Genomic DNA, 14,144 nt, shown 5'->3' on the forward strand with positions numbered 1-14,144 from the left:
ACACCTCTAACTTTATCTGAGTGCATTAAAGTTAGAGATGTTTTCTGTTTTAATGTTGAGTAACAAGGAAGAATTCGGACAATGCGAATAGAATCATCATTACCGCGATTAGACCACAAAAGATCAGATGACGGCGTTTATGCATCATTACGATTGCAACGAACTCTCTTAGAAAAGCATTAGGCAAAAAGTAAAAAGCTGTTTTGGCCCCAATACCATCTGCTTTTAGGTTAGCCATTTGTGCAAAAAGGCCTGCACGAAACAGATGGAAGTTATTCGTCGTAAAAATCGCATGAAAATCAGTTCCACCAAAAGTTGCTTCCATGATTTCTTTAGAAAATTTCATATTTTCCAGAGTATTTTTAGAATTTGTTTCGACTAAAATATCTTCTTCTGGAATTCCTTTTTCGAGTGCGTAATTTTTCATGGCAATACTTTCAGCAATATGTTCATCGTCACCTTTACCACCTGACATAAGAATTTTTGGAGGGAGTAACGTAGCTTTAGATTGCGCTTTGTAAAATTGGATTGCCTTTTCAATCCTATTGCCTAAAAGGGGAGGAACTGTTTTTCCATCGATCAAACCTGAACCTAAAACCACAATAAAATCTTGGTTGTATTTAGGTTGATTAAATTGATAAATAACTGAAATCGTTAAAAAATTGTAGAAAACCATAAAGAAATAAAACAAGGTCAGCGGTAAGATACCAAATAATAGCGAGGCCCACGATGGCAAAATACGAGCTGAGTAGTGATTGAAAATCAGAAATGCAGTTAAACCAATTGCTAATAGTAATGTCAATAAATTGGCTAAAGAATGACCTTCCTTACGCATAACGACGATCGCATTCCAATATAAGAAAGCAACTAATGCATAAAGTCCTATTAAGAATAGTATTAATAGAAAAATACCCGTGATCCAAGCCAAAATACCTAATAGAGGATTAGTGGTACGAACAAATAAAAAGCCCAAATATGTCATACCTACGATCAAAAACAAGTTAAATAATAGACCATTGATCAATCTGCGTTTCTCTTTGAAATAGTAAAAAAGGAAAATCAATAAAAAACTTGATGGAATCAAAAAATAATAAGTATGAAGCTGTACTTCCAAATAAATAACATAAACGATAAAACAAACTGAAAACCAAAGTACCTCAAAAAATTTCCAATCTTGATTGACCTTTTTTTTGCGCCATTTTGGAATCGTGAATACACCGATGAGATAAATAAAACCAATGATGATGCTAAAATAATTCCCCATAATAGAACTCCTTCAATAAATGATTTCTATATTAGTATAACGAAAACTGAGAGAAAAAAATACTATAAAGTCTGTTTTGTAGAACTTTGGAAGAGTGAATAAAAATAAACATTCTCCCTCTTTATTTGAGTAAAGAATGTTCATTTTAAATTATTTAGAGGAACGAACTGGAAATGTTATAAAGAAGCTAGTTCCGACGCCTTCTTTGGAATCCAATGAAAGGTGCCATTCATATTTTTCAACAATCGAAGTTACGGCGAAAAGTCCAAGACCGGTACCTTCATCAGCAGATTTTGTTGTAAAAAAGGGCTCAAATATTTTTTCTTTTAATTCATCAGGAATTCCGGGACCATTATCAGAAATTTCCAATGTCACAAAATCGTCAATAGGATTCGCCCGATGTCGATTTTTCTTCAGCATTGCAGTTAATTCTTTTGAAGCAGGTGAGACAATGACTTGAATTTTTTGCTCTTTATTTGAATGTCCTTTGGTAGCTTGATAGGCATTTGTAATCAAGTTGTAAATCAAATTTTGCAAATCAGTTTCTTCTAGTTTAGTGGTGCCAAGATTTTCTTGAATGGACAGAGATAATCGCACTTTTTTAGGAATAATCTCTCCAATCAAGTGAGTAGCAACTCCGATCGCAGCAGAAATATCGATCCATTCCTGAACGCTTTTTTGTGGTTTTGAAAAGCGTAAGACATTTGAAGAGAGTTGTTTTCCTTTTTGAGCAGAATGAAGAATTTCTTCTAAATCTGCTTCTAATACGGGATCTTCTCCATGCTCTTCCAATAGTAACTGAGTATTACCAATAATCGGCGTTAAGAAATTATTCATATCATGGACGATCGATGTCGTGAGTAAACCAACTGTTTCCATTTTATTTCGTTGATAAAGTTCTAATTCTAATTGATGCTGCATTTTTTGTTGTTTTTGTTTTTCGATCAGCTGGCGATTTTCTGCTTCAATTGTTTCTTTTTTTCTGAAATTATGAATAAACAACGAGCAAATAATAATTAAAAGTAATAATAAAACTAAAAGGAACGACAAGACGATGACAAAATTGATGATATCATCATTTCGTTCGTTATAATCTGCATTGATAGCCACGACCCAATGAGCAAGACCGACATCGATCCATTCGAAGGCGCTGATTTTTACCACTTCTGTTGGTGTATCTTCATCCCACCAATAAGATTTATAGGTCAACTTTCCTGAGTCATGATTTAGTTGGTATTTTTCTAAGCGTTTTAAATCAGAGTAGTCAAAGTCAGGGTATAGTTTTTCTCGTCCATTGATAATATCTAAGCCAATTTGCTGCTCGACAGGATGCATAACAACAGTCATCGATCGGTCTTTGATCATTGGATATCCTTTATAATCTAATTCAAAATCTTGTAGAAAATTCTGGTAAAAAGCTTCTAGATTCAAAGGTAAAATCAAATAACCATCAATAGCACCAGAGGCAGTTCGAATTTCTTGATAAAAATTGACATAGGCTTTTTTGTCGATAAAATAGGAATCACCATTTTGAGCAGTGGGTTTGTCGAATAATTGTTTTAAAGATAAGTCGTGACTGATAAAAGGGCGAATCGTTTCAGTATCTGCAATCAAGATCTGTTTTTTCTTAGCATCCCAATGAAAGGCATATAACGGGGTGCCGTCAGGATCGATGTAAAAGAGCGCATCCGCCTCATTATTTAGGGAATCAAAAAACGTATTGAGAGAAGAAGAGCTATTTTTTAGATAGGTCTCCGGATCATCACTGTTCTTTAAATTCCCGTCGATTGCTAGATAGTTAAGCGATTGATGCCGATTCTTCATTGATAGTTGGATCACTTTACCTACGTATTCTGTTGACTGCAGCAAAAAGTCCTGTCCACTAGCCGTAGTTGTTTTACGAATAATGGAAAATCCCCGAATTGCAAAGAAAACGGATACAACAATAAAGAGGATCATCGCTGCGATCATGATGTTTACAATTCTATTTGTTCGTTTCATTGGTCTAGCTCCTTTTAAAAGTCTGTTCATATCATAACAAGTTCATATTGAAATTTAAAGATAATTCCGCTATTGTATAGATAATGTAAAAAAATAATGAGGTGTGCACGTTGCGAAACGAAAAAATTTTAGTAGTAGATGACGATCCTGCAATTCGCCGATTGATTTGGAAGTCGCTTCAGTCAACGGGATTATTGATTTATCAAAGCGATACGATCGAGAAAACGTTAGATATCATGAACCGAGTAGAGTTTCAATTATTTTTGTTAGATGTCAGTTTAGAACATGAAAATGACGGCTATCATTTGGCTCAGTTGATTCGAGAACGCCAGCCTTTGACACCAATTATCTTTGTTAGTGGGAAAAAAAGCGAGCAAGATATCATCAGTGGTCTAGAATCTGGAGGCGATGTCTATCTTTCTAAACCTTTTGCACCAGATGTGTTACGAGCACAAGTAATCAGTACGCTGAATCGAACAGAGCAGTTGCTGACACTAAGTCAACATCGTGAAGAAACATTGTTGAAAGAAGGAATCTTTGCATTCGATAAAAACCAGTACCAATTTAGTAAAAATGGTGAAATCGTGAACATGACGTCAAAAGAAATCATGATGATTTTATTTTTTATGGAAAATCCCTATCAAGTATTTAGTAAGGAACAGATTTATGCTAGTGTCTGGAGTGATGGAGACATGGATAAGAATCTGATCACGGTATACATTAACTATCTGAGAAATAAGATTGAAGATGATCCCAAAAAACCAAAATATTTACAGACAGTTTGGGGGATTGGCTATTCATTTAACCCAGAAGGTAAGGAAGCATGAAGTCGGATTTAGTAAGTATAGTTATAAAAACAGGTGGTGATCAAGCATGGTCCTCACCTGTTTTTATATTTTTTTATTATGTAAAACTCAAAATAGGCCTTCCAAACGACCAAAAAAGAAACTTAATGCGACTAAATCCGCTGAGCCACCGGGACTAAGATTTTTTTCAATTAGTTGTTGATCAAAAAGAGTTAAAGCTTTTTCTAATTCTTTTTCTGAACTATTAATGGAAAGGGTTTGTAAAAGCTCAGTCGCTTGTCTTTGTACGTTTTGCCAAGCGTGGATACCACCTCGGTTGATTAAATTAGAGTCTTCGACCGTAGCCATCAAATGTAATAACAAAATTAAAAATAGGGCACGTTGATCACTTTTACCGTGTGTCCTTAAAAATGGCAGTGCATTATCTTTAAGTGCTGGATAGCCTAATTCTGCTTCACCGCGAATGCCGACGATACCATGTTCTAAATAAAGCTTTTCTCCATAACTTAGTTGCTTTTTGTATGCTAAACCAGCAAAATCTTTTAAAAGTAATCCTGCTGTCATTTGTTTCACATAGCTAAAAATGTCTGCTGTATCTTGTTTTGTAAAAGGAATCTGCAAGTGCTTATCGTTCATTATTTTTCCTGTTGCACTTAAGAGTAAAGCAAAAGAGAAATTTGCGCCTTTATGGGTATTGATGCCCTTGGTTTTTCTCAGCATAGCGGTTTCAGCCTGTTGTCCAAGTACACGAACTTTTTCAAATAAAGTCGAAGGAGACCCATCGTGATTAAATCCTAAATCAACATATTCTGTAAGAAATGGAGCAAGTGCGGCACTACTATCAATAAAAGTAAAATAATTCATGTCTGCATGTGCACCGCAGCTTTTAGGGTCGACTAGTCCTGGTTTAGGAGCAAGGCTAGCTTCATATAACAAGGCTTCTAAAGCGAATTCACTGATTGATTTAGGCGCTCTATGTTTATTTATTTGCTTCATTTAAATGTTTTTCCATTTCTTTAAGAATAAAGGTTTGAGAATAATCTAAATGCTCTGTAATGAGTTGTTTTAATTGTTCTTCTTCTTGATTCAGCATACATTTATAAATCAACCAATGCTCCTTCAAGGCTTTATCTCGGCGATCTTTAGAGCGAATCGAAATATCCCTGAAATAGACGAGGTATTCACGTAATTTCATAACGATTGATTTTAAGCGTAACATCTTACTTTTTTCATAAATCAATTCATTGAAATCAGAGAATTTTTGTAACACTTGATCGATTTCATTTACTTCATTTAAACGTTCGGTTTCTTCTAATAAAGTTTTTAGTTCTTCAAAATCTTCAGAAGACATTTCTTTCATTGCTGTGATCGTAGCTAAAACATCCAACGATTTTCTAATAGCGTAAATCTCGTTAGCATCATTGAGTGAAATGCCCCGAACGATGATTCCTACACCACGAACATGATCAACTAATCCTTCTTCAACTAATTTTTGCAAAGCATAACGGATCGGTGTACGACTAATATTCATCACTTCAGAAAACTCTTTTTCGTTGATTCGTTGCCCGGCTGAAATCTCACCCAAAATGATCGTTTTTCGGAAGGCTTTATAAACAAGCTCTTTTAATGGTTCATTGACGCTTAAATCTAAGTTTTTTCCAACTGCTTCTGATATTGTACTCATCTGATTACTCCTTTGCAGATTAATAGTAAGGAAATAACTAAATATTCCTATTTGGTATCGCTAAGAATAAGATAAAAAATATAAGAAAATATTCTTTTTAATAAAATAGGGTGGGCCAAAACTAAAAATCAGTTTTGATGTCCGCTCTAAAATCGAATAAACGGCGAGAAAAAAGCAGCTCCTTCGGAAATAAGCTGGAATTGCTATGAAACACAGCGAAGCATGAGCTGATGTAAAACAGTACCTACTTGGTCACAAAAATTTGAAAAGCACCAAGTAGGTACCAATCATCATCAGTTCGTAAAACCACTGTGATTCTTGGCAATTTTCGTACATTCCCTCTTATTGCTGTAAAACACAACGAGGTACGAGTTGATGTTGCACAGTACCTACTTGGTTCTCGGAGCTAAACACTTTTGTCTCAGCCTCTATTTTTTTGTCTAATGCTTATACAATTATTTCTCTAATTGGCTATTTTTCTGTTCAAAAAGAGAAATAATGTTCATCTTGCTATTGCCATTTGTTCAATCTCCTGTTAAACATCGACTTTTTGTCATAAAAGAATCACTAACTGTTTTGCACTTATCGTCTTAGCTGACAAGTAGCTATCAAGTACAGTAGAATAGGTCTTAAGGAAGTGATTAGCATGTTATACGAAAAATTGATGATGGATTCTGGAATGCTAACTAAGTTTATGCTGTTCAAACGAATCACAAAAATAAATCAAGCAGATGTATCCATTACACAATTATCTGATGAATTATCTTTGAATTACCAACAAACATCGATTATAGTAACGGAAATCAATAATGATTTAACAAAAATTATCTCGACACACCCATCGATTTTGCATAGAGCTGGAAAAATCGACAGCACAAAACTCCTTGTAACCATTGACGAGTATCGTTATTTCTTGTTAAAAAAATCCGTTCCATTTCAATATATTCTTTATTTTTTAAATCATGATTCTCCTAACATAGAAGATTTTTGCCAACGTTACTACGTGAGCCGTTCAACAGTTTCTAGAAAGATGCTGCCTATAAAAAAACACGTAAAACAATTCGGTTTACGCTTTACATATACAGAAGCCAACTTGATCGGTGATGAACGTTCAGTAAGAGTTGCGCTTTTTGATGCGCTCTGGTTAGGGACAAGGGGAACAGTCTGGCCTTTTAAGAGTGTTGCACTTGAAGACGCACAAAAACTTGCTAGTGCTTTCTCTGACTACTTTCCTTTGTCTAGAACTTATTTAGGTGCTAAAGAACTAACCTATTTTGCTGCGATTTTTCTTTGTCGTACGCGGAAAAAGATGTTTGTCTCCTATGATACACACTATGATTTTTTGCTGAAGGATAATCCTTATTATGATTTTGAACGCTTAAACAAGGAACTAGGCCCTATACAATCATTAGATCCTAAACATAGTAAAGGAGAAAGCAGCTTTATTTTTTTCTTGGCGCATTATGCTCCTTTTTATACAATAGATGATGATCCCTCCTTGCTCCAAACCTTACATGATTTTTCAGTTCGGCCTAATCCGGTGTATGAACTGGTTCAAGAATTCTTGGTCTATGCAAAAGAAAATATATTCAAAAAAGAGCCTGAAATACTGGATAAGCCCATCATCATTGGTAATCTTATCAATATCATGTTTACCTTTTATGTGCTGAGAAAACCTTATCCAAATTTACAGATTCTAGTCGAAACACCTCATAAAAAAAGAAAAGCGGATCACTCTCTCGAACTGAAACTGTATCAATTTTTTGATGAAAAGGCTCAGGAAAAAGAATACAAATTTATTTACACGATCAAAAAACCTTTGATTCATTCAGTTAAAAGCATTCTGCTCCCTGCCTATGATAAACCAAAGCACTCCGAACACTTAAAAGTGGGTGTTGCTTTTGAGCATAATTTTACTTTAGTTCGAATGATCTATCAGTTTTTAAACGACTTAGGTTTTGTTGACTCTTCTCCTTACCAAGAAGAACTCAATGACAGCTATGATCTAGTTATCAGTTCTTCGTTGCTTCCTAGAAAAAAATACCCGGATCTTCCTTTGTACTTCTGGGATCTGTCCTATGGTAATAAGGATTTAACTGACTTGTATAAAACGCTGCAACAGCTATTTGAAAAGAAAAATATCATCCAAGATTAGCTAAAAGATCGTTACTATATGATTTTGGAATAACTGTTTTGTTCATTTATTTGTCTCTTACTACTAATATACGCAAAAAAGTTCTCTGTCTATTAAAGACGAGAACTTTTTTTGTGAATCATTCATATTTTACTTCAACTAAATATAATCCTTCTGGATGTGCTGTAGGTCCAGCAAAATTGCGATCTTTTGCAGCAATAATTTCAGGGATCGTCGTTTCATCCATCCGACCATTGCCCATTTTAAGTAATGTTCCTACTAAAATTCGGATCATTTTGTACAAAAAACCGTCTCCACGAAAGGTAAAGATCAATTCATCTCCTGCTTCATTGACCTCTAAACTTGCTTCATGAATCGTCCGTACCTTATCTTCGATCTCAGTTCCAGAAGCACAAAATGAAGTAAAGTCATGGGTACCCAACAAGTCAGTTAATGCACGCTGTATTTTTGCCGTATCTACTGGATAAGGAAAATAACTAGCATAGAATCGTTTGAATGGACTTCTTGGTTTCCCAATATCTACATGAAATTGATACGTCTTTTCTACAACATGATACCTCGCATGAAAATCTTCTGGTACAATCTCTACACTCTTTACTGCAATATCATCTGGTGTTTGTGTATCTAAAGCATAACGCATTCTTTCCAGCTCTCTAGTTTGAGAGTAGTCAAAATGGATAACTTGTCCTGATGCATGAACACCAGCATCTGTCCGGCCAGAACCAAAAATCGTAATTGTCTTGCCATTATTCATTTTCTTTAATGTTTTTTCAATTTCTTCTTGAACTGTACGTCCATTTGGCTGAGCTTGAAACCCATTAAATTTTGTTCCATCATACGCAATTATCGCTTTATAGCGCGGCATTTCTTTTCCACCTTTACTTCTAACTTCTCACCAAAACTAAAACAACAGTTAAAACGACAAACGCTACCATCACTATAGTGTCCTTCAAATGCCAATGTAACACTCGGTATTTCGTTCGACCGTCTCCACCTTGATAACCGCGTGCTTCCATTGCAGTTGCTAAATCTTCTGCACGATTAAAACTACTAACAAACAACGGGATCAATAATGGAACAACAGCTTTCATTTTCTGAATCAAATTTCCTTCACCAAAATCTACACCACGCGCACGTTGAGCATTCATGATTTTTTCTGTTTCATCCATCAATGTTGGAACAAAGCGCAATGCGATCGATAGCATCAACGAAACTTCATGAACAGGAAAACGAACGACTTTTAAAGGACGCATTAAGTATTCAATTGCATCTGATAAATCAAGTGGAGGAGTTGTTAAGGTCAATAATGTAGACATGAAAATAATCAACACAAAACGGCAAAAAATGAGTAGCCCATTGACTACACCGAATTCAGTGACCGTAAATATTCCCCATTTAAAATAAATCTCTCCACCTTGAGTAAATAACATTTGTAAAATAACGGTAAATGAAATTAGCCAAATCAACGGTCTGATTCCTCGAATAAAGAAGCGAATGTTTATTTTTGAAAGAAAAATTGCAAATAACGTGAAAATTGCTAGGACAGCATAACTTTGCCAATTATTTGCTAAAAATATGATCCCAATAAAATAAAAACTAGCGATCAATTTTGCCCTAGGGTCCATTGTATGGATAAAAGAGTCTCCTGGGATATAACGGCCAAAAATCAATTTATTCATCATTGGTCTTCACCCGCCTTGCTCAAGCCATTTAATAAATCATCCGCCAAGGCATCTGCAGTTAAAGGTAATTGCTCAAACGTAACACCTTTAGCCATCAGCTTTTCTGCAAATGAAGCAGCTGTTGGTACACCTAATTGCTTTTCTTTCAGCCAATCAATCTCTTGAAAAACTTCTTGCGGAGAACCAGCCTTGACGATTTTTCCTTGTTCCAATACAATCACATGATCTGCGTAGTTGGCTACATCATCCATTAAATGGGTTACTAAAATGATCGTCATACCGCGTTCTTCATGCAGATGCTGAAACATTTCCATCATCTCTTTGCGACCTTGGGGATCTAAGCCTGCTGTTGGTTCATCCAAAACCAGAACTTCCGGTTCCATCGCCAAAACACCAGCAATCGCCACACGACGCATTTGCCCACCAGACAATTCAAACGGCGAACGCTCTAAATAACTCGAATCCAGTCCAACTAAGTCCAACATTTCAGCGGCTAATTTAGCCCCTTCTTCTCCCGTTGCACCGAAATTTTTAGGTCCAAAAGCAATATCTCTAGCCACTGTCTCTTCAAACAACTGTGCTTCTGGAAATTGAAAGACGATACCAACTTTTTTACGAATCGGTTTCAAATTTTTATTATTCGTTTCCGGAACGATCTTGCGGTCTCCAATCGTTACTGAGCCTTTTGTCGGCTTAACTAAAGCATTCAAGTGCTGTAGTAAAGTAGATTTCCCACTACCAGTATGCCCAACAATCGCTGTATATGAACCATCAGCTATCGTTAAATTCAAATCGAATAATGCCCGCTGTTCAAATGGTGTATTCGGTTGGTACGTAAAATCTACTTGTTCAAAACGGATGTCCATAACCAATCCACCATCCTTTCTTCAGTCATATATTCTTCTGGCACTTCAATTCCACGTTCGTTCAAAGCTATTTTCAGTTTTTCTGGAAACGGAAGATCTAACCCCATCTGGATCAATTCAGTTCCAGCCGAGAAAATCTTCTCTGGTGTTCCTTCACTAACTAATTCACCTTGTCTCATTACTAAAATTCGATTGGCATTGGCAGCTTCATCAATATCATGGGTAATTGAAATAACCGTTAAATTGCTTTCTTCTTTGATTTTTTTGATTGTTGCAATGACTTCTTCCCGTCCTTCTGGATCTAACATACTAGTTGCTTCATCTAAAATGATGATATCTGGACGTAAAGCTACAACACCAGCAATCGCTACTCGTTGCTTTTGACCACCGGATAAACGAGCCGGTTCACGTGTAGAAAAAGAATTCATGCGCACCTTTTCTAGTGCATCTTTAACTCTAATAAGCATTTCATCCCGAGGAATCCCTTGATTCTCTAAGCCAAATGCAACATCATCTTCTACTGTGGATCCTACAAATTGGTTATCAGGATTTTGAAAGACCATCCCGACCATTTTTCGAATATCCCAAACGTTGGTCTCATTTAATTGTTTACCACCGACTGTAATGCTGCCTGAGGTAGGTAACAATAGCCCATTGATTGTTTTTGCCAACGTTGATTTTCCTGACCCATTGTGTCCAATAATAGCGACCCACTCACCTTGTTGGATGGAAAAAGATACATCTTTCAAAGCGGGAGAAGCATCTTCTGGTTGATAGTTAAAATGGATATTTTTTAATTCAATTATCGGTTGCATCGCGTACTCCCTCGATTATTTAGTCTTACTAACACTAACAAAAAATCAGTGTTTTTTCAATCATCTATTCTTTTCTTTGCACTATTCTCTATTATAACAAAATAAGTACCGATATGTGAATTCTTATCTGTCATGACAGAAAGTTTTTTCACCATTGAAAAGTCTAATTTTTTTGCTCATCAAATAAGAGTCGTGAACAAAAACTAAAAATCAGTTTTTGTTCACGACTCTAAATTTAAATACATAATATGACATATACGGTTTATTTGATCACACACTCTTTTACTAAACTTAAATCACCTATTGCTGATTTAAGTATTCAAACGCATACTGTGCATATAATTCTGCGCCAACTTCCATTGCATCTTCATCTACATTGAAGCGTCCATGATGGTGAGCCCACTGCGTATCTTTGGCTGGATTTCCACAGCCAACCAAAGCAAAACAACCAGATGTATTCTCAGTAAAATAACTAAAATCTTCCCCACCAGTAGTTGGCGGTTCCTGAATAAGTGCTGTGGCTCCAAAACTTTCCTCAATGATTGCTTGAGCAAATAAGGCACTGACTTCGTCATTGATCACAGGTAAAGTGCCATAATTATATTCTAGATGAGCAGTACCGCCATACATCGCTGCAGTTTGCTCAGCATAACGTTTTAAAGCTTTTTCTATACGATCACGCGTTTCAAGGCTAAAACAGCGTACAGTACCTTCTAATCTAGCATTTTCAGCAATAACATTAAAACGTGTGCCAACATCCATCTTACCTATAGTTACCACAACAGGATCTAATGGATTGGTTTCTCTTGAAACAGTTGATTGAACATTCATTACAAATGATGAAGCCATCACAGCAGCATCAATACAAGCATCTGGCATAGCTCCATGTCCACCTTGTCCTTTAAAATCAATCGAAAAAATATCTGCTGAGGCAAATGATGATCCGACGACACAAGAAGCAGAACCTGATGGCATCTGTGACCAAATATGGATGCCAAAAACATCATCCACACCTTCCACTGCACCTTGAGCAACCATCGCTTTGGCTCCTTGAGCATTTTCTTCTGATGGCTGAAAAATAAATCGAACCGTTCCTTTAATTTGATCTTGGACTTCCTTTAGAGCTTTGGCTGCCGTCAATAACATTGCGGTATGTGCATCGTGTCCGCAAGCATGCATTTTTCCATCTTCTAGTGACTTGTAAGAAATGCCCTCAGTCAATTCTTGAACAGGTAGAGCATCCATGTCAGCCCGCAAAGCAACTGTTTTTCCAGGTTTGGTGCCGACAAGTTCTGCAATAAGCCCTGTTGGTTCAGTTCTACGATAAGAAATACCAATTTTGTCTAACGTCTCTGCAACCTTTTCTGTTGTCCTAAATTCTTCAAATTGTAACTCTGGATGTTGATGTAAGTCTCTTCTAAAATCGATCATCTCTTCTTTATACTTTTGAATCAACGCTTTTAATTCTTTCATGCTATTTCCTCATTTCTATAAACTTAATAAAATACTTGAAAAGATTCCAGCTAGTACGACTGATACGATCGTAACCGTGATAAAACCAGCAACGAGCATTGGCGGCATCATATGACTTGTCAAAGCTTCTTTTTCTTTTTCATCTTCTGTCAGTGACTGTATGACTTCATTAGTGATGATATAATCCGCAGGAAAGCCATATAAAGCGGTCAAAGAAACTGCAAATGCCATTTCTTTGCTAACACCTAATAATTTTCCTACAATAGCTGAGAAGACATACATTCCAATCACACCAATCACGATAATACCAACCATCGGTAAAAGTAATTTCTCTAGCATCTCTGGTGTCGCCTTTTTCAATCCATCAAAAATAAATAACATTAATCCTAAAATTGCAAAACCAAAGCTATTCGCTTTTTTTAAAGGCTGTTTTTCTAGAAAACCTAGTGAGGACGCTACAACTCCAAAGAATAAACAAAGAACAAATGGACTAATCGTTACAACTGGCGCGCTCCAAACCGAAACATAGTAGGCTATTAAAGCGACGATAGCTAAACGAAAGATTCTTGAAAAATCAGTATGGTATTTTTTAGGAACTGACTTAAACAATCTCGGTGTATCTTCATCTATTTCCTCTGCTTGTTTATTCTCTTGTTCATGAACGGGTGTCCATTCGCCGTTGCGGTATTTATCAAGCATTCGTTTTCCTTCTTTTTTCAACATGATCGAAGTTAGCGGATAACCTGCAAATCCCTGCATCACATAGATTAAAATAGCTAATACTGACAATGAAGTAAGTCCTGCTGCTTGTGCCGCTTCAGACATGATCAATGAAGACACGACCCCACCAACTAATGGAGGAACAGCTACTAGCACTGTTTCAAGATCAAATACTAATGATCCTACGGTTAGTAATAATACAACGATTCCTAAAATACCTGAAAGTGTGATAACAATCGTTTTCCATTGATTAGCTAATTCTTTGATCGATAATAACGTTCCCATATTTGTAATCAATAAATACATCAATAATGTTGCAACTACTGGTGGAATCCCTGCAATCTCAACAATGTTTTCTGGAAAAAATGTCCAGTAACCAATAACAAATAAGACAGCACAGACAAATACAGAAGATATCCACGCTTTTGTCTTGCTCGATATAACGTCTCCAATAAATAAAATTGCCATCAATAACGTGAAAGCGGTCATTTGTGCCATGTTACTCCCCCTTTAACCCCTTTTATTTTGTCTGAAAATTCCGACTAATAAAAGTATACTAAAAATGACACTTCGATGCAATAACATAACACAGAAAATTAAATAGAACGATGGAAAAGTAAAAAAAGTCCTGAGAAAAATTCTCAGGACAAAAAAATACACCTTATACTATGATGAGTG

Annotated in this window: 12 protein-coding genes; 2 read left to right on the top strand and 10 right to left on the bottom strand. The window is 36.1% G+C overall.

Features of this window, described 5'->3' with window-relative positions:
* Positions 1-49 precede the first annotated feature (49 nt).
* Positions 50-1,264, bottom strand: a complete 1,215-nt coding sequence (locus V192_RS0105410; RefSeq protein WP_025869322.1) for a YdcF family protein — start codon at positions 1,262-1,264, stop codon at positions 50-52.
* A gap of 150 nt (positions 1,265-1,414) precedes the next feature.
* Entirely contained in the window at positions 1,415-3,265 is a 1,851-nt protein-coding gene (locus V192_RS0105415; RefSeq protein ID WP_025869324.1) for a sensor histidine kinase, read from the bottom strand.
* Between the two features lie 110 nt (positions 3,266-3,375).
* Between V192_RS0105415 and V192_RS0105420 the strand changes: the two genes are divergently transcribed.
* Complete coding sequence (locus V192_RS0105420) at positions 3,376-4,092, top strand: response regulator transcription factor (protein ID WP_029948140.1); 717 nt, start codon at positions 3,376-3,378, stop codon at positions 4,090-4,092.
* Positions 4,093-4,179: 87 nt separating this feature from the next.
* Here V192_RS0105420 and citG read toward each other — a convergent pair whose 3' ends face one another.
* Positions 4,180-5,067: a triphosphoribosyl-dephospho-CoA synthase CitG gene (gene citG, locus V192_RS0105425; RefSeq protein WP_025869326.1), complete on the bottom strand. Its 888-nt coding sequence runs from the start codon at positions 5,065-5,067 to the stop codon at positions 4,180-4,182.
* The gene (locus V192_RS0105430) at positions 5,051-5,755 is read right to left on the bottom strand and encodes a GntR family transcriptional regulator (RefSeq protein WP_025869329.1); all 705 of its coding nucleotides are present in this window, start codon (positions 5,753-5,755) and stop codon (positions 5,051-5,053) included. Before V192_RS0105430 ends, citG begins: the two co-directional genes overlap by 17 nt.
* A gap of 646 nt (positions 5,756-6,401) precedes the next feature.
* On the opposite strand from V192_RS0105430, the gene V192_RS0105435 reads away from it, so the two are divergent.
* A complete protein-coding gene (locus tag V192_RS0105435; RefSeq protein WP_025869331.1) occupies positions 6,402-7,910 on the top strand; it encodes a helix-turn-helix domain-containing protein in 1,509 nt (502 codons plus the stop codon).
* Positions 7,911-8,028: 118 nt separating this feature from the next.
* Here V192_RS0105435 and truA read toward each other — a convergent pair whose 3' ends face one another.
* From truA to V192_RS0105465, 6 genes are all read right to left on the bottom strand, one after another.
* On the bottom strand, positions 8,029-8,775 hold the full coding sequence (gene truA, locus V192_RS0105440; RefSeq protein WP_025869333.1) for a tRNA pseudouridine(38-40) synthase TruA: 747 nt from the start codon (positions 8,773-8,775) through the stop codon (positions 8,029-8,031).
* Positions 8,776-8,794: 19 nt separating this feature from the next.
* Entirely contained in the window at positions 8,795-9,592 is a 798-nt protein-coding gene (locus V192_RS0105445; protein ID WP_025869335.1) for an energy-coupling factor transporter transmembrane component T family protein, read from the bottom strand.
* Positions 9,589-10,458 carry an energy-coupling factor ABC transporter ATP-binding protein gene (locus V192_RS0105450; protein ID WP_025869338.1) on the bottom strand — a complete coding sequence of 290 codons (870 nt, stop codon included), beginning with the start codon at positions 10,456-10,458 and terminating at the stop codon, positions 9,589-9,591. The genes V192_RS0105445 and V192_RS0105450 overlap by 4 nt, the downstream gene beginning before the upstream one ends.
* The gene (locus V192_RS0105455; protein WP_025869340.1) at positions 10,434-11,273 is read right to left on the bottom strand and encodes an energy-coupling factor ABC transporter ATP-binding protein; all 840 of its coding nucleotides are present in this window, start codon (positions 11,271-11,273) and stop codon (positions 10,434-10,436) included. The genes V192_RS0105450 and V192_RS0105455 overlap by 25 nt, the downstream gene beginning before the upstream one ends.
* A gap of 300 nt (positions 11,274-11,573) precedes the next feature.
* Positions 11,574-12,746, bottom strand: a complete 1,173-nt coding sequence (locus V192_RS0105460; protein WP_025869342.1) for a M20 family metallopeptidase — start codon at positions 12,744-12,746, stop codon at positions 11,574-11,576.
* A 15-nt stretch (positions 12,747-12,761) separates the two neighbouring features.
* Complete coding sequence (locus V192_RS0105465; protein ID WP_025869344.1) at positions 12,762-13,964, bottom strand: hypothetical protein; 1,203 nt, start codon at positions 13,962-13,964, stop codon at positions 12,762-12,764.
* Positions 13,965-14,144 lie beyond the last annotated feature (180 nt).

It is taken from the genome of Enterococcus crotali (genome assembly GCF_000633635.1).
Lineage (GTDB): Bacteria > Bacillota > Bacilli > Lactobacillales > Enterococcaceae > Enterococcus_L > Enterococcus_L crotali.